The sequence below is a fragment of the Malaciobacter sp. genome, assembly GCF_055140965.1.
The window spans coordinates 1-23,305 of sequence record NZ_JBSRRO010000042.1 but is presented as its reverse complement, the minus strand read 5'-3'; the positions used below and the strand labels follow the sequence as shown (position 1 = coordinate 23,305).

Here is a 23,305-nt window from a genome sequence, read left to right as displayed (position 1 = left end):
ATTGTAACTCTGTATATGTAGCAAAATATATAATTTAGATACCGTGAAATAGAATATATAAAGATGTAGGGGTAATTATATAATTACTGGGGGATAACTATATATTTTACTAAGGGGTAACTATATAATTACTAGGGAGTAATTGTAAAATATATTAAGGGGTAATTGTGTACTTACTAGGGTAATTTTAAAATTTAAAATATAAATTCATTAAAAAAAGTATCACCCGAAGTATCACCTAGTGAACTTTTTTATTCATTAAAAGTTCTACAAAGCCCATAAAACAGTTGGCGACCCCAGCAAGATTTGAACTTGCGTCATCAGGAGGAAATCCTGAGGTCCTTGGCCACTAGACGACAGGGTCATAAAGATTGAAATTATATTTTAGATTTAATTTTACTTTGCTTAAATATTTTTAAAATTTAAATTATTTTTAAAATCTTTTACTAGTTTTATCTAATTTTCCTAAGTTTAGTCTTTTTTAGTAAATAAATAGATGAAGATGTAGTTTCACTAAAGCCTTCTTTTGTTTCAACTACTATATCTGCACTATTAATAGCGAACTCTTTATCAAAATTTTTTGTAGTGATATTTGCTGAAGTTGAGTATATATTTTTAAACTTTTTTACAAAATCATAAAACTTATCATCTTTTGGTATAACTCTAAATGAGTGTGTATTTGGATAAATAAATGTAGTTTTTTTTGCTTTTCTTATTAGTTTTTTATGTTTTTTTGGAATTCTTGTAAATTGTTTTAACGTAGTGAAACTATCTACTACTTGAAGTATTTTTTGTGTTGTGGGTCGTTTTTTTAAAGTTGAAAGCTTCTCATCATCTGTTGATGAGAAGCCAACTGTTGTATCTGTTTGTACTAAATATACTAGTTTTGAATTCATTAGTCGTTTAAGAAGTCTTGTATAGACTTAACTGAAACTCCATCTTTTTGTTTTAGTGATTTCATTGCTTCTACACAAGCTAGTGCAGCTGCTGCTGTTGTAACATAAGGAGTGTTTGTTTTTAGAACTGTTCTTCTTATATTTTTTCCATCTTCTTTTGATGACTCTTTTCCATCACTTGTATTTAATGCAAGTGCTATTTCTCCATTTGTAATAGAGTCAGTTATATTAGGTCTTCCCTCACTGATTTTTAAAACTTTTTCACACTCAATTCCAGCGTCACTAATTACTTTGTGTGTTCCGCCTGTTGCTACAATTGTAAAGCCTTCATTTACAAGTCCTTGTGCAATTCTTGGAGCATACTCTTTATCTAAATCACATAATGAAATAAACACTTTTCCACTTGTTGGTAAGTCATTTTTTGCTGCACTTTGTGCTTTTGCATAAGATTCACCAAAGTTATCTGAGATACCCATTACTTCACCTGTTGATTTCATCTCAGGAGTTAAAAGCATATCAGAACCACTAAGTTTTGTAAAAGGAAAAACTGCTTCTTTTACTGCAATATGGTCTTTTAATATTGGTTTTAATACACCATTGTCTTCATAAACTATATTTTTATCATATACATCAAGAGCTTGTCTTAGGTTTTCTCCCCACATAACTCTAGTTGCAACTTTTGCCAATGGCATACCTGTTGCTTTACTTACAAAAGGAACAGTTCTAGATGCTCTTGGATTTACTTCAATTAGATATATTTGTCCTTTATGAATTGCATATTGAACATTCATAAGACCAACAACTCCAAGTTCTAAAGCCATTTTTTTAGTTTTATCTTCAAGTTCTTTGATAAGTTCATCATCAATTGATACAGGTGGCAATGAACAAGCAGAATCCCCAGAGTGAACACCTGCTTCTTCGATATGTTGCATAACTCCACCAATATATACTTCTTTCCCATCACAAATACAATCTACATCTAACTCAATCGCTCTATCTAAAAACTTATCAATTAATACAGGTGCATCATTTGATACTGAAACTGCTTCATCCATATATTGTTTTAACTCATCAGTTGAATAAACAATTTTCATTCCTCTTCCACCAAGTACAAATGATGGTCTAACAAGTACTGGATAACCTATTTTTTCTGCTATTTCAATTGCTTGTTCAACTTCAACTGCTGTTCCATTTTCTGGTTGTAATAGTTCTGCTTTTTCTACAAATGTAGAAAACTTTTTTCTATCTTCTGCTAAGTCAATAACTTCAGCAGTTGTACCTATGATATTTGCTCCTGCGTTTGTTAATGCATTTGCTAATTTTAAAGGTGTTTGTCCACCAAAGTGTACTATTACACCATCTGGTTTTTCATTTTCTATTACACTTCTTACATGTTCAAAATCTATTGGCTCAAAATATAAAACATCTGATGTATCATAATCTGTTGATACTGTTTCAGGGTTACAATTGTACATAATTGTTTTGATTCCCATCTCTTTTAATGCAAATGAAGCATGCACACAACAATAATCAAACTCTATACCTTGCCCTATTCTATTAGGACCTCCACCAATAATTAGAACTTTCTTTTCATCACTTATTGGTTTTTCAATTTTTGGTAGGCTATGTACATTTGTTGAAGAGTAAAGGTAAGGTGTAAGTGCTTTAAACTCAGCTGCACAAGTATCAACTTCACTATATTCAAAATGAATATTCATAGCTCTTCTTGCTTCATAAACCTCTTCTTCTGATTTTTCTAAAAGATTAGCAATCATAGCATCTGAAAATCCATTTGCTTTTACATTTCTCATTGCTAACTCATCTGTTAAGATTGATTCATTTATTGATTTTTCAATATTTACAATTTGTCTGAATTTACCTAAAAACCATGGGTCAATTGCACAAAGTTCAAAAATCTCTTCATTTGAAAGACCATGTCTCATACCATCCATTAGGTATCTTAATCTCTCAGAGTTTGGTCTTCTTATTTCTGCTTTGATTTTTTCTAAGTCATCACAAATTGGATCAAAACCTACTAATCCAGTCTCCATAGAGCAAAGTGCTTTTTGAATTGACTCATTAAATGTTCTACCAATAGCCATAACTTCACCAACTGATTTCATTCCTGTTGATAGTGTAGAGTCTGCTTTAGGGAATTTTTCAAAAGTAAATCGTGGAATTTTTGTAACTATATAATCTATTACTGGCTCAAAAGATGCTGTTGTTCCTGTAATGTCATTTTGAATTTCATCAAGTGTAAAACCAACTGCAAGTAAAGTTGCAACTTTAGCAATAGGATAACCAGTAGCTTTTGAAGCAAGTGCTGAACTTCTTGAAACTCTTGGATTCATTTCAATTACAATCATTCTTCCAGTTTCTGGATTGATGGCAAATTGTACATTTGAACCACCTGTATCAACTCCAATTTCTCTAAGAATTGCAAAAGATGCATTTCTCATATCTTGATACTCTTTGTCTGTTAAAGTAAGTGCTGGTGCAATTGTAGTAGAATCACCCGTATGAACTCCCATAGGGTCTAAGTTCTCAATAGAACATACGATAATGCAGTTATCTTTTCTATCTCTAATAACTTCCATCTCATACTCTTTCCACCCAAGCATTGATTCCATAATCTCAATTTCATTGATTGGACTTGCTTCAATTCCTGCTGCTGCAAGAGATTTAAACTCTTCCATATTATAAGCAACACCAGAACCTCCACCAGCAAGTGTAAACGAAGCTCTACTAATTACAGGAAACCCTATCTCTTTTGCAATCTCAATAGCTTCTTCAAGATTATATGCGTTTTTACTTTTTGGTAAATCCATTCCAATTTTAATCATTGCTTCATTAAAAAGATGTCTATCTTCACCTTTTTTAATAGCTTCTGGATTTGCACCTAAAAATTTTATTCCTTCTAGCATACCTTTATCATACATAGAAGTAGCAACATTTAGAGCTGTTTGCCCACCCATCGTTGGTAAAATTGCATCAATATTCTCTTGCTTGATAATCTTTGCAACAACCTCTTCTGTAATAGGTTCAATATATGTTCTGTCTGCAAACTCAGGATCAGTCATAATTGTAGCTGGGTTTGAGTTAATAAGTACAACTCTATAACCTAACTCTTTTAATGTTTTTGTAGCTTGTGTTCCTGAGTAGTCAAACTCGCAAGCTTGACCAATAATAATTGGACCTGAACCGATAAGTAAAATAGTCTTGATATCTTCTCTTTTTGGCATAATAAATAGTTCCCCATTAATGTAGTTAAAATTTGGGAAGTATATCTAAATAGTGCTTATAAACTGGTTATGTAAGATTTTTATATATAAAGTTAACTTAGGGTTTAACCTAAATTAACTTTTTGGAAGGTTGAATTTTTTAGTGTTTAAAACACCCTCTTCATCAAAAGATAAATAGTATAAAATATCTTTTTTAACAGGAAGTCCTGTTAGGTATCTAATAGCTAAATTTGCTTGAAGTGAAGCAATATGCATTACAATAGGACAAGCAATACCATTTGGCTTTCTGTCATTTATTTGAAATACTGCTTCATAAGATGCTTCTTTGAAAAAACAAACTTGACCATGAAACTCTTCAACTGTTCCATAAATCCATGGTTGTTTATGATTTATACAATACTCATTTATAGCAGCTCTTGTTGGTAAGTTATCAGTTGCATCAATGATTAAATCAAACTCTAATTCTCTTTTTGCAAACTCATCAAAACCCTCAACATAAGCAGTTGCTTTTGTATAAGGACATCTTGATTCTAAAAGTTCTTTTAAAACTTCTGCTTTATACTTTCCATCATCACCTACTTTAAACCCAATTTGTCTATGTATATTATGAACACCAACCTCATCAAAATCAACAAGCGCAAACTCACCAATACCAGAAGCACCAAGTGCAATACCTAAAGAACATCCAAGTCCACCACTACCAATAATAGCTACTTTTTTATCTTGTAAACTATCTTGTGTTTGTTCACCCCAAAGTTTTATTTGTCTGTTAAAAAACTCATGAATCTCACTCATGTTATAATCCTTATTAAATAAGTCAAGTTTATTTTTATTATTTGTTTATAATAATAACACATTAAAATTAAATTTTTATGATATAAATCAATAAAAAACTTGACTATTATACTCTGGTTTTGGTTGAGCAACATTTGTTGAATCAAAGATTTCAGGATTATAACCACTATTATTTATCATATCATTTAGAAATCTTTTATCTCCATGTTCAGCTAAGTTATGAATATGATTAAAAATTTTATTTTTTTTACTAACAAATACATCTTTATAGCTTTGAGGAAGATTTTCAAGCATTATTGTTCTTATTGTATCTTCTACTAATTCTTGTTTTTGTCTATCTTTATACCAATTCTCTATAAATAACTCTCTTTTTTTGTCACTTAAAGTTTTTAATAAACTTTTAGCAGCTTTTTTTACTTTATAAATCTCATCTTTTGTAAGCTTTTCTTTTCTAAGTAAATCAAATATTTCAAGTTCTTCTTCGCTGTTAAAGCCTTCTTTTATGTATCTTTTTTCTTCTTCATTTAGCTTTTCAATTTGTTGAATAAGAGTTTCATAGGCTTCTTCTACCTCTATACTTCCGTTATTATATTCATCAATGATTTTTTCAAAATCTTCTAAGAAGATTCCTCTTGTTTTATTTCTAGCTGTCATTTGCTTTAACTTTATTTCCATAAACTCTTTTAAATCTGTAAACTCTATACTTTTATGGGCTTTTTTAGGGAACTCTTTTTTTAACTTTTCAAAATCTATCTCACCTAGATTTATCTGCCTATAATCAGTTATCGTAATTTTTGTATCACCTTCTAAATCCTTATTTCCTAAAACACTTCTATCTAAGAGTTCATCTATCTCACGTCTAGCTTTACTTATCTCTTCATCTCTATCTAGTTTTCTATTTACTATCTCTTTTAGATATGTAAATAAATCTCTTTCTTGTTTTAAATCAGGATAATTATATATTTCAGGTTTTGCCGAATCATAAAGTGAAATAATAGTATTTACAAAAAGATTAAACTCTTTTCTTCTATCATCACTTTTAAGGATAATATCTGCATAGTCTCTGAAAAGCTCTATTTCTTTAAAACTTTTTTCACCTATCTCATGTATTTTATCTACATCTATATCAAACTCTTTTAGATAAATTTTACATTTTTTTATAGACTCTTCTAACAATTTTATTAGCATATCAAACTCTTTTACAGGAAGATTTTCTTCATTTTCATTGCCAGTACTACCTTGTGCATAATCACCAAGTGCTTTTTTCAGATTTCTAAATACTCCAAAATAGTCAATTATCATTCCATTTTTCTTTGCTTCATAAACCCTATTAGCTCTTGCTATTGTTTGCATTAATGTATGGTTTTTCATAGGTTTATCTAAATATAGTGTTGAAACACTAGGTGCATCAAAGCCTGTCATCCACATAGCAGTTACAAAAACTATTCTGTAAGGATTATTTGCATCTTTAAAATAGTCCTCTATATCTCTTCCATCTTCATCTGGATAATTTATAAGTTTTCTATGAGCAGTTATATCAAGACCTTGTGTAGCAAATTTCTCTTTTTCTTGTTTTTCTGTTCCTTCAAGAGATACAACAACTGCCATTTTTGTTTCATTTATAAAATCAAGTTTTCTTTGAATAACTTTTTTTTCTTCATCTTTGACTTTGTTTTTTGCTCTTGTAAGCTCTTTTATTTCTTCTTTAAGTGCTAGTTGTACTTTGTCATACATCCTAACTGCTGTAAATTTATCAATAGAGATAACCATAGCTTTCATTGGTTTTCTTTTTCCTTCATCATCTCTTACATCAAGTCTATCAGGAAAGTGTTTTACTATATGTTTTGCTATTTCATCAAGTCTATCATCTCTTTTTACTGCTTGAAAAAGAGTTGTATATTCACTATTTAAATTATTTAATTGCTCTTCATTTAAATCATATTGATTTAAAATCTCCATTGCTTCATCACTTAAGTCTTCATTTTCTAAAACTACACTTGGAACACTTTTTCTATAGTATAAAGGAACTGTTGCACCATCTTCTATACTTTGAGCAAAATTATACTCAGATACATATTCACCAAACCATTGTTGGGTCAAGCCATTTTGTAAAATAGGTGTTCCTGTAAAGGCTATAAATTTTGCATTTGGCAATGCTATTTTCATATTTTCACCTAAAGACTTATATTGACTTCTATGGGCTTCATCAACTATAACTATCCAATCATCTCTATTGGATTTCTCCTTATAAACTTTTCCTTTATCTAGTCCAAAATTAAAGATAGTAGAAAAGTAAAAGCTTTTATTTTGGCTTAGTGCCTCTTCTAATTGAGCCCTACTTCCATCTTTTCCACTTTTTCCTTTGGCTCTGTATTCATTGTTTTTCATGTTTTGATCAGTTGAGAGATTTATAGTTTGTGTATCAACAAAATTTTTAAAGATTTGTTCGTCTAAGTCATTTCTATCAGTAATAATCAAAAAAGACCAATTCCCTACTACTTTTCTATTTATTTTCTTAGAGAAAAAAATCATAGAGTAGGATTTTCCACTACCTTGTGTATGCCAAAATACACCAAGTTTTGTATCTTGAGTATTTTTTAAATTTTCTATTGCTCTATTTACACCTAAAAACTGATGGTTTTTTGCAATAATCTTAGCTCTTTTTCTATGATATAAAACAAAGTTTTCAAAATAATCAATTAGATTTGTTTTATTACACAAACCCTCACAAAGAACTTGTAAAGAGAGTCTTGGTTTTTCGTGGATACTTTTATTTTCAAGCTCTAAAAGGGTATTTTGGTTTTTATCTTCTACATTATCTTTTAGTTTAGTCCATGAAAAGAAGTGTTCCCAAGGGGCATTGAAACTTCCAAGTCTTGTATTAATTCCATTTGAGATACCAACAAAAAGATTGTAGTAAAAAAGTTGTGGTATGTCTTCTCTATAATCTTGAAGGTTTTTGTCATAGCCGGTTTTTACTTTTATATCAGGTCGTTTAAGCTCTATCATAACTAAAGGTAAACCATTTACATATAAAAGTATATCTGGTCTTCTTTTTCCTGTGGAGCTTAATTTTTCAATAGTTAATTGTGATACTACTAAAAACTCATTATAAACAGAATCTTTATCAAAACCTATGAACTTGACCTGCACAGATTCATCTTTGCCTTCATCGTTTTTGTAAGTTGTATAATACCCTTCTTTTAAAAGCTCATAAACTTCACTATTTGCTTCTATTTCACTTTGACTTACTCTTGATTTAGTTACTTGTTCAATAGCATCATATAAACACTCTTTTGGGATATTTGGGTTTAGTTTTTTTAAAGCATTAGAAAGTCTATCTTTAAATACTACTTCTTTCAAAGAACTTCTTCCTACAAGTTCATCCTTCCAAGCATTGATATGCTCGTCATATTTTAGATTTTCTAAAAAAAACTTTATATCTGCATCTTCGATATGACTTTCGTTTATATATGCCATTTTAAACCCTTTATTTAAGTTTATTTAACTTTTATAATTTAGAGTTATCCGGTAGTTCCAGATAACTTAATCAATCACCTTCACCAGACAACTCCTCTACCAACTCTTCTTTTGTAGGTAAATATAGTTTATATTTGCTTGCAAAGATTTGATTATTTTCTTTTGGAAGGGTGTATTCTACTACTTTTTCATTTTTATCATTACAAAGTAAAATACCTACTGTTTTATTATCATTATCATCTTTAATCTCTCTATCAAAATAGTTTACATACATCTGTAACTGTCCTAAGTCTTGATGTTTTAGTTTTCTAGCTTTTAGCTCTATTATGACATAACATTTTAATGGGATATTATAAAATACTAAATCAGCAAAATAACTATCTTCACTAAGGGTTAAGCGATACTGCCTTCCCACAAAAGCAAAACCACGACCAAGCTCTAACAAAAACTTTTCAAGATGCTCTATTAGTTTGTTTTCTAAAACTTTTTCTTCACCTGTTTTTATCTCTTCTAAACCTAAAAAATCTAAAATATATGGGTCTTTTACTATCTCTTTTGGTTTTATTTGGGATATTTGTGAGTTTTGTTTTTTTTCTTCTAATCTTAAGATGGTATTGTTTTGTACTGCTTTTTGAAGCTCTCTTACAGAGAGTTTTTGCTCTATTGCATAGCTTTCATAAAACTTCATCTCTTTATCATCAAGTCTCATAAGATATGTATAGTGAGTAAAAGATAATCTAAATCTTAATTCTCCAGTCACTGACTGGCTTTTTTGACAATCCAAAACTCCAGACAGTGACTGGAGTTTTTTGTAAAACTTCTGACAATCCCACAAAGTAGATGTAGAAAACCCTTTTCCATATTTTAAAGTAAGTTTTTTTGAAAGGTTTTCAACCACTTTTTTCCCATAAGTTGCTTTTAGTTTACCATTTTGCTCAATCTCAACTATAAGTTTTCCCAAGGCATAATAACTATTGGTAGTTTCATTATAAACAGACTCTATGACTCTTTTTCTACCACTGTCTATTATAGATATAGCATCTTCATACAGTTTATCTTCACTTTGTATAATATCATTTGCCATGGCTTTTCCTTTAGTTTATATCTAGCTTTTCAATATCTAGTTTTCCACTTAGTAGTCTTGGTAGTAGCAAATTTCTTGTCTCTTTTAAGGTTTGGTTTTTTATTATAAAATAATCAATTTGTTCATAGATAAACTTAATTATATTAGAAAATTCTTCTATTACTTTTTTTGAAGGAATAACCATTTTATGTTTATACAAATCTTGATTAGAAAGATTAAGAACAGTTGTACTATCAGCATGTGCTAAACAATAATTTTTAAAGATAAAACTATTAAAATAGGCATATAAATAATATTTTAGGAAATCATCAAAAACTAATTTTGAAACTCTTTGATTTAAAACATATTTTATATTATTATTAGGTACAATACCTACATTTCCTATTATTGAACCATCTCTCGTAACATCTGATAATACAATTAACATATCACCAGGAGATAAATAATATTGTTCTTTAACTTTTACATTATCATTTAAATACTTTACATTTGAATCAAATTTTAATCCACCAGTTATCTTAAAATTACCCATTCTAATGACTAACCTTTGACTGCTTTTTTCTTCAAAATTCTCACTTTTAAAAGCATACCCACTTTGCAATTTTATTATCTCTGAAAACCTTTTTTCTTCCCACCCTTGAGGTATTCCATCTTCTATTTCTGTGTTTTGATAGTTTGGAAATCGAAGTCTTACGAACCACTCTCTGTAAAGCTCTTCTGCGGTCTGCTCTAAAAGTTTTATTCGCTTATTATTATTTTCTATTAAATCATCATAATTTGAAAGCAGTTTTCCTATTTTTACTTGAATATTATAATCAGGAACAAACAAAGGCATAGAAGTTAACTTTTCTACACTCATATTATCTTGAGTTGTACCTTGTGAAATTATTTGTAATTTCCTTTTAATATAATCTAAATAATATTTTACAAATTTTACATCACTTTTATTTTCATAAGGTATAAATCCTATTATACTATCTGGGAAACAAGCTTCTATATCTAAAATTGCAGTTTCTGCAATATTAGCAGCAATTGTAATAAGTAATGTTCCTTTTTTCCAAAGTTTACTTTGAGCTAAACCTTTTTTATTATATGTTTCACTAAAAGTATTTAAATAAAAGTTTGCAGATTTCACTTCACCTGTTTGGATAAATGGATATTCTCCACCAAAAAGCGACTCATCATTTCTAGGTCTATGTTTAGATTTTCCTCTATTTACAGAACCTAAATCTGTTAAGATACATTTATTTAACTTCATTAAATATCTTTTTAATATTTTGAGAAATAGCTGTTTCTAATTCAGTAGCATCTTTATTTAACACATTCAATTCATCATTTAGATTTAATATTTTTTGTTTAAAGTCTTCTTTTGTAATATTTTCTTCTTCTAAAACTACTCCCACATATCTTCCAGCATTTAGTGAGTAGTCATGTTCATCTATATAGTCAACCCTACTTGCTACTTTACAAAGTCCTACTACATCTTGGTATTTTGCTTCTGGGAAGTTTGTTTGAAGCCATGAGATATTTTCATCCCAGTAGTTTATCTCTTTGATTTTTTCCTCACACACTTCTAGCTTAGAGTCTAACTCCTTTACTTGTTTTGTTAGCTTTAGTTTCTTCAATCTTGGTTTTAGTTTCTCTTGCAAGCTTTGGTTTTGCTCTTTTATAGCTTTTATAAGTTCATTTATTTCTTCAAGATTTGTAGTATAGTTTAGCTCTAAGTTTTTCTCCTCAATTTTATTTACTAATTCATCATAAAAGCTTTTATACTCATTTAAAATTGGCTCTAACTCTTTTATACTTGTTTTTAGATTTGTAGTGTAGTTTTGGATATTTTTCTTATATTTTTCATCACTTCCATGGTATAAGTTTACTATGGTGCTTAGATTTTGTATATGTTCACTAGTCCACTCTCTATGTGCTCTATCTATTTGTTTGAAAATATTTCTAGCATCTATAAAAAGGATTTTATCCTCTCTTGGTGTTTTAATCTTACTTTTATCAAAGAACCAAAGAGTTGCAGGTAAAGTTACAGTATAAAACATATTTGATGGAATTGTAACCATACAATCAACAATACCACTATCAACTATCTTTTTTCTTATTTCATATTCACTATTTCTTGCATCACTTGCAGAGTTTGGCATAACAAACCCTGCTTTTCCAGTCTCATTTAGTGAAGTAGCAAAAAGAGATATCCACAGATAGTTTGCATCTGTTATCTTGTCATCTTTTTTACCCTTGTTTTTAGGTAATCCATAGAAGTTAAATCTATTATCATCTTTTACTGTAGCTTCTTTTACCCCTTTTATATTAAAAGGAGGATTTGCCATCACATAGTTGAATTTGTTTTTAGACTCAAAGGGGTTCTCTTCATAAGAGTTTGCTTTTTTTATTTCACCTCTTAGATTATTTACTAGTAAGTTCATCTTTGCTAATTTTACAGTTGATGTTTCATTTTCTTGACCACATACATAAATATCTTCTCTTTTATGTTTTGTTTTATCTAAGAAATTGGCAGATTGGACAAACATACCACCTGAACCACAAGCAGGGTCAAATATCTTTCCACTATATGGCTCTATTACTTCAACTATAAATCTTACCACTGAAGTTGGAGTAAAGAACTCTCCACCTTTTTGACCTTCACTTAATGCAAACTTACCTAGAAAATACTCATAAATCTTTCCAAAAACATCTCCACTAGCATCTTTTGGGATATCTGAAAAAGTTTTTAAAAGTTCAGGAAGGATAGTTTTATCCTCTTTTTCTATAGCATAGTAGTTATCTTTTGGAAGTATATCTTGAAACTTTTCATCTTGCCACGACTCGACATCTTCCATAGCCTCTTTTATAGCTTTGGCAATACTGTTTGAATCGGAAAGATTTAATAGATAATCATATCTTGATTTTTCACCTAGATAAAAGCCACAAATTCTTAATGCAATTTTTTCTACAGGCAAAGGATCTATTGTATTTTTTGATTCTTCAAACTCTTTTATAATCTGTTTTTCATAAAGTGAATATTTATTATCAGCAAATCTTAAAAAAATAATTCCAAGTACGGGTACAGCATAATCGGCTGATTTAATACCACCTGTTGCTCTTAAGCGATTAGCACTTGACCATAAATTTTCTTCTAATTTTTTTAACTCTTGAGTTGTCATATATTTATAAAACCTATTGTATTATTTTAAAGTAGATATTTTACAAAAAGTTTGTAGTGTACTGGATAAAATAAAACAGTTTTATATGATATTCATAAAACACCCTCTTCTTGAAAACTATAAAATCCATCTTTTGTAAATATCACGTGATCAAGTAGTTCTATTCCTAGTATTTTTCCTGATTCTTTTAATCTTTTGGTTACATTTATATCTTCACTGCTTTGTTTTAGTATTCCGCTTGGGTGATTGTGAGCTACTATGATACTTGCACATCTTTTTTCTATTGCATATGAAAAGACTTCTCTTGGATGAACCAAGCTTTGGTTTAGTGTGCCTATTGTTATAACTTTTGTTTCTATTAGATGATTTGCTCCATCAAGATATAGTGTAAAAAAATGTTCTTGTTGTTTGTTTTTGTATGGTTTTAGTTCTTCAAATACATCATTTGAGTTTGATATTTTTATATTTTGATTTTTTATTAAGTATCTTTTACTTAAGCTTATTGCACTTACTATTTGACATGCTTTTGCTGTTCCTAAGCCATGTGTTTGAAGTAAGGTTTCTAAGCTTATATTTTCAAAGTCTGATTTAAATAGTTTGATTATCTCTTTTGATAAAGTTATGACATCTTTACCTTTTACTCCACTTCCTAAAAGTATAGCCATAAGTTCATAATCTTTTAGTGCATCAGCACCTAGTTTTTTGAGTTTTTCCCTTGGTTTATCGATATTTTCTAAGTTTTTTATTGTAGTTTTCATAAACTTCTCCAAAATTTACTTGGAAAAGTTTAGCTAAGTTTTTATTAAATAATAATTTTAGTTATTATCTTTCTCTTTTGTAGTAAATATTAATTTTGCTTCATCAAGCAGTTTTTGAGCTTCTTCTAGCTCTTTTACTCCTGATTTATAAACTTCAATAGAGTTTTGCAGTGTTATATCTTGGCTATTTAATTTTTCTAAAAGTTCTTTTGCTTTTAAGATCTTTTCTTCAAATGCTAACTTTTCTTCTTGTTTTTCTTCATTCATATTTTATCCTCTAATATATCTTTTACATAATCTTCAAATTTATCAACTTCTACTAAAAAAGAATCATGTCCTGATTGACTCTCTATCATCTTATATGTTACTTGATCTTTTTTACCAATTTTACACATAATATCATATATCTCTTCCATCTCTTCTGGAAAAAATAGCATATCATCTGAAAATGATATAAGATGTAATTTTCCTTTGATTTTAGAAAAAGAGTCTTCTATTTTATCTTTGTTTCTTCCCACATCAAATATATTCATTGTTTTACAAATATACAAATACGATAAAGGGTCAAATATTTTTGGAAAGCTATAAGAGTTATATTCTAAATATCTTTCAACTTCAAAGCGTCCAAAAAGTTCATACAAACCATCTGTATGTGCATAATTTCTTGCAAATTTTTTATTAAATACATTTGGACTAAGATATGCTATAAGTCCCGCCATTCTTCCTATTGCTAATCCTGGAAGTCCATTTGCTATCAAATCTTTTTTATCATAATGACCGTTGTTAAATGCAGGGTCATGTCTTACAGCTTCCATTGCTATTTTATTTATTGCAATTGCCCAAGGTCTTGTATATGCAGTTGTTGCCAAGGGTATGATTGTTTTTGAAAACTCAGGATGTTCAATCGCATAGCATAGTGCTTGCATTCCACCCATTGAACCTCCAATTACTGCTTTTGCATGATAAATCCCCAATGAATCAAAAAGGTTTCTTTGTGCTTTTACAATATCTGAGATTGCAAGTACTGGAAACTTAAATCTATAAGGCTCTTTACTTGGATAGTTTGGACTCATAGGGCTTGTTGAACCAAAACATGAACCAATATTATTTGTACAAATTACAAAATATTTTCTTGTATCAACAGCCTTTCCATCACCAATAAACTTATCCCACCAACCAGGCTTAGCTTCATCTGCATATCTTCCTGCTGCGTGATGACTCCCTGCTAATGCATGGCATATTACTATTACATTTGATTTATCTTCGTTTAGCTCTCCATATGTTTCATAAGCAATATCATATGATTGTAAAATCCTACCACTTTCAAGATACAAAGGGCTGGTAAATTTTGCTATTTTTGTCTCTATTCTCAAAATATATCCCATATTTTTTTGTATATTTAATTATTATTTTATTATAAACTTGGAAATTGTACCAAATTCTATCATAAAAGAGACTTTTATTTTATGCTTGTAACTCTTCAAAAGAGATTTTCATTAAGTCTTGCCATTGTGTATTTGGAGTCCAAAAATCAAACATTGACAAATCGATTTGTTCAAAAGGTGTTTTTAAAAAGTATTTATGAAAAACATACATAAATGATGTAACACGATAGTTTTTTGAACAATGTATCCAGACTTTTTCATTTACAAAACCATTTAGTATATTTAGAAAAATCTTCAAGTTTTCTAGTTCTGGATTTTGGAAATCAACTGGTATATGAATATAAGTAAGACCTAAATCACTTACAATCTTATCTTCATTTTCTAAAGCTAAAGATGAGTCGCACAATGCAAGATTAATAACTACTTTAAAATCATTATTTGCAATCATTTTAAGCTCATCTTCTGTTGGCTGACCTGATGTAGAGATATTTTCATTTATCATAATGTAATTTAAAATAGTATCCATGTTGCTTCCTTTTGTTAGATGATTCATTATATCTAAAGAAGTTGACAAAAATCAATTTTTATTTTAGCTATTATAATTGTAATTTTAGCAAAAGTTATGTTTTGGGTTTAATGTTTACTAGTTTTATCATTTTTATTTAGTTATACTTTCAAAAAAGACAAAGGAATAAACTTGACAACAAAAATCAAAGAGTTAAAAGATTTATTAGAAGATGACGCACTTTTAGAGTTAGATGAAACTATTATTGAAGTATCAAAAAACATCAAAAATGATGAAGACAAAGAAGAACTTCAATACTTAAAAGATTTAAAAAAATATTTCGAAGAGACATTAAGAGCAATTGCAAAAGATGAGTTAACACAAGAACAAGCTGTTGAAATTCTTGCTGTTTTAGAAGAGATGCAACTACATGAAGAGGACATCTAATTTATGGGTTTTGATATTACAAAAATTGCAAACTTTATACTATATATGTTAGAAAAAGATGCACAATTTATAAATCAAAAGAAAGTTTCAACACTTCTATTTTTGGTTGATTATGAGAACTTACAAAAAAATGGCGAAAAAATATTTGCAGATGATTATATCAAAGAAAAAAGAGCACCAACTCCTAAAATCATGCAAGAAATCTTTACAATTATTGAAAACAATGAAGATTTAGATGAAGAAGATGAAATGCTATTTTTAATTAGAGAACTTCTTGAGTATATAGATATTGAAACAATTAGTAAAAAGACTCATACAGAATTAAGATTTATCAAAGTTGAAGAAGAGTTTGACAGTTCACTTTTTGAAAAAGAAGAGCTAGATACTATTAGAAAAATAGTTAAAAAATATAAAGATACAAGCCCAAGAAATATAGCAAATGATACATTTCAAATTGAACTTGTAAGAACAACACCACAAGGTGAAGCTATTATTTAAAAAGAGTGTTTTTCACTCTTTTTGTTACCACTTTTGATTTGGTGATTTATAGTTTTCGATAGCTTTTAACATCTGTTTTTTATCATCTGTTTTAATTAGCATATTTACATACTCTTCTTTTAAAAACCCTTCTTTTACCATGTTATTTATCATATCAAATAAACTATCATAAAATCCATTTATATTAAAAAATACACAAGGCTTTGAATGAAATCCAAGTTGAGCCCAAGTCCAAACTTCAAAAATCTCTTCTAAAGTTCCAGCTCCACCTGCAAAAGCAATAAAGGCATCTGCATTTGCTGCCATTTCTGCTTTTCTTTCATGCATATCTTTTACTACTTTTAGTTTTGTAATACCTGTGTGTGCAAGCTCTTTTTCTTGTAGTTTTTCAGGTATAACACCATAAACTTTGCCACCATTTTGCATAACACTATTTGCAACTGCACCCATAAGTCCTACTTTTCCACCACCATAAACTAACTCTATGTCATTTTTTGCAAAAAACTCTCCAAGTGCTTTTATCTCTTCTATATATATTTCATTATTTCCAGCACTTGAGCCACAAAAAACAGCTATTCTCATGATAATTTTCCTTTATTTTATAAATAGGCATAAATTATAGTCAAATTAACTTAACTATAAATCAACTTCTAATATTTGTATTTTTTCTTAGTAAAAAGAGTATTATTTTTCTCAAAAACTTGAAAATAGGATATATAAAAAACATTAGTTTTGAACTTCTAAAAATAAATAATCTATTTTTTGCAATATTATCAAGATAAGCTAAAGCATCACTTCCTTGAATCAAAACTAAATCATCAATCAAAATAATAAAGCCCCTATTGATATCAAAACCTTTTTTATAAAAATCATTCATCAACTCTTTATTATCTCTTGCATTATAAATAGTTAGTTTATGATTTTCTTTTAGTTTTAAAAAAGTAGCATACTTTGAACAAAAAGGACAATCTTTATCATAGTAAAGTTTTATATCTTTCATTTTAGTATTTATTAATAAGGCTTATTACTAAAGATAATCCAATACTTATTAATATCATTGATGTTAAAGGAAACATTACTTTTGTGCTTTCAGTTTCTATATGTATATCTCCTGGAAGTTTTCCAAACCAACTAAAAACATTTGGAATAAAACGCAAAATCAAACCTACCAAAACAAGAGCTAAACCCGCTAAAATAAACCAACGTTCCATATAAAACTCCTTTACTTCAAGTCTTATTTTATTTTCTTTTGTTGACTGATTTTTTCATTTGTTTGTTTTACATTGTCATAATTATTTTTCATCATAACAAACATATAACCAATAGCAACAATAACCATACCAATAACTAAAATATTCTTCATAAGCTCTCCACAATATTTTGAATATGATAACAATTAAATATTTAATCTTTGTTAATAAATATATTTATAATTTTAATACAATAATACAAGACTTGAAACTTAAGATAGGAAATAGCTGTAAAATATAGATTTTACAGCCATAAAGAGATTAGTCAACTAAAATTAACTAGATTATATACTCATAAATATATTATTTTTTTGGTGGTGGCAATAAACGATTAAAATCGTATGGAACTATATTTCTCTCTATCTCTTCTGAAAAATCATATAGTTTTATTACAACTCCAAACAGTATAAACCAAGCAAATATTTTGTTTATAATAGGTATTGAACAAACTAATCCAAGTAATACACCAGCTGCACCAGCAAGTATCATATAGCTATCAATCTTTTTTTCTTTTGCCAACTTATAGTAATACTTAATTTTATTGATATATTTATTATTTTTTAACATAATTATTCCAATTCTTATTTATATACTAAATCTTACTATTATAAAAGTTAGACCATTATAAAATCCAAAAGAACAATAAAGATTATTTTTTTTAAATCAAAAAACTATTCAACTGTTTTTATATCTACAAGTTCAACAAAAGAGTCTTTTTTTAGTAGCTTATTATTTGTAGCATGATCTTCAGCAAGAGCAATAATATCTGCAAAATCATCTTTTAAAGCACTAAAAGAGTAATGCTTCTTTATAGTTTCAACTTTAATTTTATCGCTTAAATCTGAATCAGTTTTAATATCAATATTTCGATATCCTTTTGCAAACTCACTTTTTATAGCTTTTACTATTTTTTCATTTTTCAAGAGTTCTTCTAAACTAATAGTTAAATTTAAATCGTTTTTATTTACTATTTTGTATGTTACTTCTATATTACCTTGCACTTTCATATCCTTCTTTCTAATTGTAGTAACCTCTGTTTTATTTACAAAAGTATACAACAATTAAAACTAAAGTATCAAAAATATTACATATTGTAATTTGATTTGCTATAGAGTTTACTCTTCAAATAAATAAAAAGTATTTACACCTAATTGCTTGTCATAATCTTTACTTTTTTTATCTTGGAATTTAGAGATAATAGAACGAGCTTGTATAGATGAGTTTGCAGTTGAGATAATCTCTTTAGTATCATCTGCTAAGATTAGTTTTTTGTCTTTGCTTTTAGCAAACTGTTTTGCTCTTTGTTCATCTTTAAAAGTTATTTTATAAATATCTATTGATCTTTTTAAATCAATTCTAGCTTTTTTATTTTCATCATCAAATCTTAATATTCTATTTCCATTTGAAGATACTTTCATAGTCTTTGCTGTTTGAATATCTTTTGTTGTTTCAAGAATAACATATTCTCTTCCATTTATTAGAATTTCGTCATTTTCTAATAGTTTTATTTCTTTAATAACTGTTTTTTTACCTTTTGGCATATATATCCTTATATTTTAGGCATTATAGCGAGTTTTTAAATTTATTAAAAGCTTTATAAATTTTATTTAAAAATTCACTTATATTACTATAGGGATATACTATCTTGCTTTTTTTCTAGATTTTTTTGCCATTTTAGCTTTTTTCTTTGCTTTTTCTTTGTTTTGACTTGAAGCTTTTCTTGCATTTACAACTTGCTCTTTTACTGATGTATCTTTAGAAAATGCTTTTGGAGTAGAGTTACTACTTAGTTTAACTAAATCAACTTTTGAACTTTTTACACTGTTATTGTTTTGACTTTTTGCCATTTTTTAGCCTTGAATTTTTGAGTTTCGTATTGTAGTGAAAAATTAATAAAAAAATAGAAAACCTCTTATTTGTTTTTTAGTTTGTAACTTAAGGTGGCAACTGACCCCCTATTCTCTAATTTTAGTTTAATTTATCTTGTCTTCCAAGTGTCCAAGTTGAATTGTGTTGAGTAAATCCAATTTTTGGATAATATTCTGTTGCATCAGGTGCTGAGAGCAATATAATTTTACATTTATCATTTAATTGTTCTTGAACTTTTGAAATGAGTTTTTTACCAATACCGTTTTTTTGATATTGTTCATCTACTGCCAAGTCTGATAGGTAACAACAATAATTAAAATCAGTAATTCCTCTTGCAACACCAATTATTTTGTCATCTATTGTAGCCGTTACGATTATATCTGCATTTTCAATCATACCTTTGATTGTTTTCAAATCATCAATAGGTCTTCTTTCGCCTAGAGTTGAGTTTTTTAAAACCTCTATAAATTCTGATGATGTAATATTTTGATTTAGTTTATATTCGATATTCAAGTTATGTTCCTTTTCTTATATAACGGTTGAATTCACCGACAGTTCTACCTGTTCGGTGCTAGGTTTTGTTATGTATTTTATTAGATTTTGAAAAGTTTCTTTTGTTGAGAAAGCGATATAACTTCCAAAGGTTTTATGTTCATGTCGGTAGGTAGTTTGTCACGAAGTACAGGTAAAACATATTGACAATTTATTTCATTTACAATATCTGTAAATAAATTAGTAATTTGATTAGAATGTACATTCTCAATTTGGTCTTGCAATATGAAATGTAGGCAAGGTATATTTAATGTATCTGCAAATTTTATATATGCTAAGTCAAAAGAAGCCATTTGACTTTTTTTGCTACCTGTTCCTAAGTTTCCTTCAAGACTATCAATCATGAATTTATAGACTCCATCAGGATTATCAGCACTTAACACTGAATGAACACCATCCAATCTACTTGAAATATCTGAAAATATTTCATTGAATTCCGCTATTCTTTTTTGTATTAAATCATCTTTTGAATATATTTTATCGTTTATATTATCTAGCTTCTTATTTATATCATCTAAATTTTTAATCGATGCTTCCCATAGTCTTTTTTGTTCTTCAAAATGCCCTTTTTTCTCATAAAATGAATTTAACTTATGTATAACGTCCTGAAGATCTTCAACTGCACCAGATTTATTTAATGTTTCTGACAATCTTCTTTCTGTAATTAAAAAATTATTTAAAGTTCTTTTTTCAGCTTGAATTTGACTTTCTAAGAGAGGTAATTCCTCAGTAATAAATTGTATTTTTTGTTGAATCATCTCATTATGAAATACTAAAGTATCTTCAAATGTCTTTTGTATTTCAGGTATGAAAGCTTTAGCTTTTTCATACATTCTTTTTATTTGAGTTGTATCTATGTTAGCGATATCTTTTTCTAAATCTACTTTACTTTCAAGAATAAGTTCTTTTCTTAATTCTAGTCTTGACAATTCACTAGATAATTTATTGATTTTAAATTTAGTAGTCGTAAGTTCATTTAAATCTTCATCATATTTTTCATTTAAATTAAAAAGATCCTTCTTTTTTGTTAGTTCTGCAATTTCTTTATTTATTACTATTAATGATTGTTTTATTTTCGGTAAATTATTTTCTTTTCTAAGTCTTGTTTGAAGTTTAGTCTCAAGATTTTTATCACGCACTAATTTGTCTTTTGATAAATCTATATCAACTCCAAACCAAAATAAATGTAGAGTTTCATATGCCACTGCTGTTGTATAAGGCGATAATACTTTAATAGTATTTATCAATTTATTTTTTTCATCTCTTATATTTTTTGACTTTAATTGCTTAAATGTTGGTTGTTCAGATGTTGTTTCAAAAATAAGTTCTTTTAATTTTTTTGAAAATTCATCATTTGTAGTCTTCTCCCCATTAATGGTTTGTATTTTTTTACTATTTGCTAAAAAATTTCTTTGAATCACAATTTGTTTAGACATATCATCGTCAATGTCTTCTATTAATGTTAAAGTAATAAGTATATTATTTTCTTTTAAAAAAGCTTCAACAGTCTGATTTGTTGTTTTGAATTCAGGATCAATATAAATATTTTCACCTGATCCATCAAGACAAAAATCAATCAATCTTAATACTGTAGTTTTCCCAACACTATTGCCAGAACTTATTTTCTTATCTGAACTTGTTTCATCAATTATTAAATTAATACCTTTATGAAAATTAATTTCTCTTATCAAGCTATTTTCATTATGTATTGTGAGTGTTTTTAAAAACATTTAACTATATTTCCTTTTCTAGGTTTATCAATTGCACCAATAAGGTATAGCCAGTCTAATGTAAGTGCAAACAAATTAATGGAAATATTTTCAGACTTATTTAATTCAGAATATACTTTAAAAAAATCAATATCCTTGTCATTAATACTGGCTAAGACTTTAATTGTTTTTGCACCTAAATAATAAAAATCTCTTTCTGGATTTATATCTTTACTAACTATCATCTATTTAGGTTCCTCTAGTATTTTACACCGCATAAATGCATCTACCATTATCAGTCTTATTCCTAAAACTATATCTTCTTCCCAAAAACTAGATTCTGACACCTTCGCATTTAATGTCTCATACACATCATCTATTATATTATCAGCATTACTCTTTATTATTTCCATAGGATTTGTAGAATCTAATACATAATTACCTTTGATTTCTGTATATATTAATTCTATTGAAGCTAATAGTTTTTCTTTTTTTATAGAACCTTGTTGTTCTAATTCATCGTACAATGAATTTATTTTAGAAGAGTAAATTTTATATTCATTTATTAAAGCAACATTTCTTTTTATAGAATTATAGTCAATTTTGTCTTTTGGATTAAAAGGGTTAATCTGTTTATTTTTATCTATATTTACAATATCAATTTCAGAAATTGCATTAATTGTATTTATCAACATCGAAGGATTTTTATTCATATTTCTGGTAAGAATACTACTTTCATGACTTCTCTTCATATCTTTTAAAACTTCTACAGTATAAATATCTTCATTATTTGTCTCATCATGATGTTGTACGCATAATAGAATTAGATTTTCATAGTCAGCTCTTTCTTTATCTGTCATAGTCTCTCTGTATCTTTCACCATCTTTCTTAGCAGCTTCAATATGGCAAATATTTGAATCTTTAGCATTTTCTTGATTAACAAGAGTATGTGTACAACCTGGAAAAGCACACTGATTACCAGAAAGGGCAAATAGTTTTTTTAATGTTTGTTGTGAATAGTCTCTAGCTTTGCTTCTCAAATTTGTCCCTCATATTATATTTTCAAAAGATATACTTATTTTAATATATTCATTTATAGCTTTATTTTTTATCATAACTTTCAGCATATTGCATTCCATACATAACTATTTATTAATAATACATTATATATTAATTATCCATAAAATTACTTAATAGGATTACATTTTTAATGTTATGATATTAACTTAAATAAAGTCCTATAAATATAGCGATATCAATAAAATAATAAATAATATATTACAATATGTAATATTTTTTATACTTGGTATAATTATTTTTGTTAGATTATTACCAATATGTTTAATATCTTATCAAAATGTTCTGATATTGGTTAAAAATTGTAATAGTTTAACAAAATGCTAAGTATATCAGGAGTTAAAAATGGGAAAGAAATTACTAGATATATGAGAGATAAATTCTAAATATTCACTTTTTTATTGAAAAAAGTAAAATAAAAACAACCCACAGGTTTCGAAGCCGAAGGTTCCCTCGCTTATTATTTATTATTTCTGTTTTGTCTTGTGCTTGCACTCTCTTTGAGAAAACTTACATAAAAATATGCTCCCAGCATATTTATTATGCTCAAACAGTTACAAAACTTCTCCGAAACAATAAATAAACACT

The 23,305-nt window shown here is 28.0% G+C and carries 25 protein-coding genes and 1 tRNA gene; 2 read left to right on the top strand and 24 right to left on the bottom strand.

Translation table 11 applies throughout. The features are described 5' to 3' along the window. Nucleotides 1–288 precede the first annotated feature (288 nt). The 12 genes from ACTCCZ_RS11205 to ACTCCZ_RS11150 all read right to left on the bottom strand — a co-directional run bounded on the left by ACTCCZ_RS11205 (nt 289) and on the right by ACTCCZ_RS11150 (nt 15,336). Nucleotides 289–364: transfer RNA gene (locus ACTCCZ_RS11205), tRNA-Glu, on the bottom strand. A gap of 88 nt (nt 365–452) precedes the next feature. Then, nucleotides 453–896 carry a Sua5 YciO YrdC YwlC family protein gene (locus tag ACTCCZ_RS11200; protein ID WP_079577283.1) on the bottom strand — a complete coding sequence of 148 codons (444 nt, stop codon included), beginning with the start codon at nt 894–896 and terminating at the stop codon, nt 453–455. Continuing rightward, entirely contained in the window at nt 896–4,138 is a 3,243-nt protein-coding gene (carB, locus tag ACTCCZ_RS11195; protein WP_079577282.1) for a carbamoyl-phosphate synthase large subunit, read from the bottom strand. Before carB ends, ACTCCZ_RS11200 begins: the two co-directional genes overlap by 1 nt. Nucleotides 4,139–4,252: 114 nt before the next feature. After that, nucleotides 4,253–4,933 (bottom strand): HesA/MoeB/ThiF family protein, encoded by a 681-nt coding sequence (locus tag ACTCCZ_RS11190; protein WP_191282169.1) that lies wholly within the window; start codon nt 4,931–4,933, stop codon nt 4,253–4,255. Nucleotides 4,934–5,020: 87 nt separating this feature from the next. Further along, nucleotides 5,021–8,413 (bottom strand): type I restriction endonuclease subunit R, encoded by a 3,393-nt coding sequence (locus ACTCCZ_RS11185; RefSeq protein WP_079577281.1) that lies wholly within the window; start codon nt 8,411–8,413, stop codon nt 5,021–5,023. A gap of 70 nt (nt 8,414–8,483) precedes the next feature. Then, nucleotides 8,484–9,497: a PDDEXK nuclease domain-containing protein gene (locus ACTCCZ_RS11180; RefSeq protein WP_079577280.1), complete on the bottom strand. Its 1,014-nt coding sequence runs from the start codon at nt 9,495–9,497 to the stop codon at nt 8,484–8,486. A gap of 10 nt (nt 9,498–9,507) precedes the next feature. Further along, the gene (locus tag ACTCCZ_RS11175; protein WP_079577279.1) at nt 9,508–10,755 is read right to left on the bottom strand and encodes a restriction endonuclease subunit S; all 1,248 of its coding nucleotides are present in this window, start codon (nt 10,753–10,755) and stop codon (nt 9,508–9,510) included. Further along, nucleotides 10,742–12,667, bottom strand: a complete 1,926-nt coding sequence (locus tag ACTCCZ_RS11170) for a type I restriction-modification system subunit M (protein WP_079577278.1) — start codon at nt 12,665–12,667, stop codon at nt 10,742–10,744. Before ACTCCZ_RS11170 ends, ACTCCZ_RS11175 begins: the two co-directional genes overlap by 14 nt. A 92-nt stretch (nt 12,668–12,759) precedes the next feature. Beyond that, nucleotides 12,760–13,425: a RadC family protein gene (gene radC, locus ACTCCZ_RS11165; RefSeq protein WP_079577277.1), complete on the bottom strand. Its 666-nt coding sequence runs from the start codon at nt 13,423–13,425 to the stop codon at nt 12,760–12,762. Nucleotides 13,426–13,482: 57 nt separating this feature from the next. Further along, on the bottom strand, nt 13,483–13,692 hold the full coding sequence (locus ACTCCZ_RS11160) for an exodeoxyribonuclease VII small subunit (protein WP_079577276.1): 210 nt from the start codon (nt 13,690–13,692) through the stop codon (nt 13,483–13,485). After that, nucleotides 13,689–14,798 carry a homoserine O-acetyltransferase MetX gene (gene metX / locus ACTCCZ_RS11155; RefSeq protein WP_079577275.1) on the bottom strand — a complete coding sequence of 370 codons (1,110 nt, stop codon included), beginning with the start codon at nt 14,796–14,798 and terminating at the stop codon, nt 13,689–13,691. The genes ACTCCZ_RS11160 and metX overlap by 4 nt, the downstream gene beginning before the upstream one ends. Before the next feature lie 91 nt (nt 14,799–14,889). Next, a complete protein-coding gene (locus tag ACTCCZ_RS11150) occupies nt 14,890–15,336 on the bottom strand; it encodes a protein tyrosine phosphatase family protein (protein ID WP_079577274.1) in 447 nt (148 codons plus the stop codon). Nucleotides 15,337–15,507: 171 nt separating this feature from the next. On the opposite strand from ACTCCZ_RS11150, the gene ACTCCZ_RS11145 reads away from it, so the two are divergent. Together ACTCCZ_RS11145 and ACTCCZ_RS11140 are read left to right on the top strand one after the other, a co-directional pair. After that, entirely contained in the window at nt 15,508–15,762 is a 255-nt protein-coding gene (locus ACTCCZ_RS11145) for a hypothetical protein (protein ID WP_079577273.1), read from the top strand. A gap of 3 nt (nt 15,763–15,765) precedes the next feature. Further along, complete coding sequence (locus tag ACTCCZ_RS11140) at nt 15,766–16,260, top strand: type II toxin-antitoxin system antitoxin SocA domain-containing protein (RefSeq protein ID WP_079577272.1); 495 nt, start codon at nt 15,766–15,768, stop codon at nt 16,258–16,260. Nucleotides 16,261–16,284: 24 nt separating this feature from the next. Here the strand turns inward: ACTCCZ_RS11140 and ACTCCZ_RS11135 are convergent, their stop codons facing one another. From ACTCCZ_RS11135 to ACTCCZ_RS11080, 12 genes are all read right to left on the bottom strand, one after another. Continuing rightward, entirely contained in the window at nt 16,285–16,842 is a 558-nt protein-coding gene (locus ACTCCZ_RS11135; RefSeq protein WP_079577271.1) for an LOG family protein, read from the bottom strand. A gap of 61 nt (nt 16,843–16,903) precedes the next feature. Then, entirely contained in the window at nt 16,904–17,260 is a 357-nt protein-coding gene (locus ACTCCZ_RS11130; protein WP_079577270.1) for a DCC1-like thiol-disulfide oxidoreductase family protein, read from the bottom strand. A gap of 1 nt (nt 17,261) precedes the next feature. Then, nucleotides 17,262–17,471, bottom strand: coding sequence for a DUF2905 domain-containing protein (locus ACTCCZ_RS11125; protein ID WP_079577269.1), 210 nt, complete (start codon nt 17,469–17,471; stop codon nt 17,262–17,264). Between the two features lie 23 nt (nt 17,472–17,494). Continuing rightward, on the bottom strand, nt 17,495–17,623 hold the full coding sequence (locus ACTCCZ_RS11120) for a hypothetical protein (RefSeq protein ID WP_265734229.1): 129 nt from the start codon (nt 17,621–17,623) through the stop codon (nt 17,495–17,497). A 190-nt stretch (nt 17,624–17,813) separates the two neighbouring features. Further along, nucleotides 17,814–18,077 (bottom strand): hypothetical protein, encoded by a 264-nt coding sequence (locus ACTCCZ_RS11115; RefSeq protein WP_079577268.1) that lies wholly within the window; start codon nt 18,075–18,077, stop codon nt 17,814–17,816. Between the two features lie 104 nt (nt 18,078–18,181). After that, nucleotides 18,182–18,517 (bottom strand): hypothetical protein, encoded by a 336-nt coding sequence (locus ACTCCZ_RS11110; protein ID WP_228145278.1) that lies wholly within the window; start codon nt 18,515–18,517, stop codon nt 18,182–18,184. 108 nt (nt 18,518–18,625) lie between these two features. Next, nucleotides 18,626–19,051 carry a hypothetical protein gene (locus ACTCCZ_RS11105; protein ID WP_079577266.1) on the bottom strand — a complete coding sequence of 142 codons (426 nt, stop codon included), beginning with the start codon at nt 19,049–19,051 and terminating at the stop codon, nt 18,626–18,628. A 99-nt stretch (nt 19,052–19,150) separates the two neighbouring features. Beyond that, nucleotides 19,151–19,357 carry a hypothetical protein gene (locus ACTCCZ_RS11100; RefSeq protein WP_079577265.1) on the bottom strand — a complete coding sequence of 69 codons (207 nt, stop codon included), beginning with the start codon at nt 19,355–19,357 and terminating at the stop codon, nt 19,151–19,153. Nucleotides 19,358–19,478: 121 nt separating this feature from the next. After that, nucleotides 19,479–19,892, bottom strand: coding sequence for a GNAT family N-acetyltransferase (locus ACTCCZ_RS11095; RefSeq protein ID WP_079577264.1), 414 nt, complete (start codon nt 19,890–19,892; stop codon nt 19,479–19,481). An 80-nt stretch (nt 19,893–19,972) separates the two neighbouring features. Beyond that, nucleotides 19,973–21,622 carry a DUF2326 domain-containing protein gene (locus ACTCCZ_RS11090; protein ID WP_196778245.1) on the bottom strand — a complete coding sequence of 550 codons (1,650 nt, stop codon included), beginning with the start codon at nt 21,620–21,622 and terminating at the stop codon, nt 19,973–19,975. Nucleotides 21,623–21,651: 29 nt separating this feature from the next. Then, nucleotides 21,652–21,885: an ABC-three component system middle component 6 gene (locus ACTCCZ_RS11085; RefSeq protein WP_079577262.1), complete on the bottom strand. Its 234-nt coding sequence runs from the start codon at nt 21,883–21,885 to the stop codon at nt 21,652–21,654. After that, nucleotides 21,886–22,680 carry an ABC-three component system protein gene (locus tag ACTCCZ_RS11080; protein ID WP_079577261.1) on the bottom strand — a complete coding sequence of 265 codons (795 nt, stop codon included), beginning with the start codon at nt 22,678–22,680 and terminating at the stop codon, nt 21,886–21,888. Nucleotides 22,681–23,305 lie beyond the last annotated feature (625 nt).

Coding starts and splice junctions, on each gene's coding strand:
- ACTCCZ_RS11100 (WP_079577265.1), bottom strand. CDS start 19,357: ATGGCAAAAAGTCAAAACAATAACAGTGTAAAAAGTTCAAAAGTTGAT.
- ACTCCZ_RS11115 (WP_079577268.1), bottom strand. CDS start 18,077: ATGTTAAAAAATAATAAATATATCAATAAAATTAAGTATTACTATAAG.
- ACTCCZ_RS11110 (WP_228145278.1), bottom strand. CDS start 18,517: ATGAAAGTGCAAGGTAATATAGAAGTAACATACAAAATAGTAAATAAA.
- ACTCCZ_RS11125 (WP_079577269.1), bottom strand. CDS start 17,471: ATGGAACGTTGGTTTATTTTAGCGGGTTTAGCTCTTGTTTTGGTAGGT.
- radC (WP_079577277.1), bottom strand. CDS start 13,425: ATGAAAACTACAATAAAAAACTTAGAAAATATCGATAAACCAAGGGAA.
- ACTCCZ_RS11170 (WP_079577278.1), bottom strand. CDS start 12,667: ATGACAACTCAAGAGTTAAAAAAATTAGAAGAAAATTTATGGTCAAGT.
- ACTCCZ_RS11185 (WP_079577281.1), bottom strand. CDS start 8,413: ATGGCATATATAAACGAAAGTCATATCGAAGATGCAGATATAAAGTTT.
- ACTCCZ_RS11190 (WP_191282169.1), bottom strand. CDS start 4,933: ATGAGTGAGATTCATGAGTTTTTTAACAGACAAATAAAACTTTGGGGT.
- ACTCCZ_RS11120 (WP_265734229.1), bottom strand. CDS start 17,623: ATGAAGAATATTTTAGTTATTGGTATGGTTATTGTTGCTATTGGTTAT.
- ACTCCZ_RS11140 (WP_079577272.1), top strand. CDS start 15,766: ATGGGTTTTGATATTACAAAAATTGCAAACTTTATACTATATATGTTA.
- ACTCCZ_RS11135 (WP_079577271.1), bottom strand. CDS start 16,842: ATGAGAATAGCTGTTTTTTGTGGCTCAAGTGCTGGAAATAATGAAATA.
- ACTCCZ_RS11200 (WP_079577283.1), bottom strand. CDS start 896: ATGAATTCAAAACTAGTATATTTAGTACAAACAGATACAACAGTTGGC.
- ACTCCZ_RS11180 (WP_079577280.1), bottom strand. CDS start 9,497: ATGGCAAATGATATTATACAAAGTGAAGATAAACTGTATGAAGATGCT.
- ACTCCZ_RS11105 (WP_079577266.1), bottom strand. CDS start 19,051: ATGCCAAAAGGTAAAAAAACAGTTATTAAAGAAATAAAACTATTAGAA.
- carB (WP_079577282.1), bottom strand. CDS start 4,138: ATGCCAAAAAGAGAAGATATCAAGACTATTTTACTTATCGGTTCAGGT.
- ACTCCZ_RS11085 (WP_079577262.1), bottom strand. CDS start 21,885: ATGATAGTTAGTAAAGATATAAATCCAGAAAGAGATTTTTATTATTTA.
- ACTCCZ_RS11150 (WP_079577274.1), bottom strand. CDS start 15,336: ATGGATACTATTTTAAATTACATTATGATAAATGAAAATATCTCTACA.
- ACTCCZ_RS11175 (WP_079577279.1), bottom strand. CDS start 10,755: ATGAAGTTAAATAAATGTATCTTAACAGATTTAGGTTCTGTAAATAGA.
- ACTCCZ_RS11130 (WP_079577270.1), bottom strand. CDS start 17,260: ATGAAAGATATAAAACTTTACTATGATAAAGATTGTCCTTTTTGTTCA.
- ACTCCZ_RS11160 (WP_079577276.1), bottom strand. CDS start 13,692: ATGAATGAAGAAAAACAAGAAGAAAAGTTAGCATTTGAAGAAAAGATC.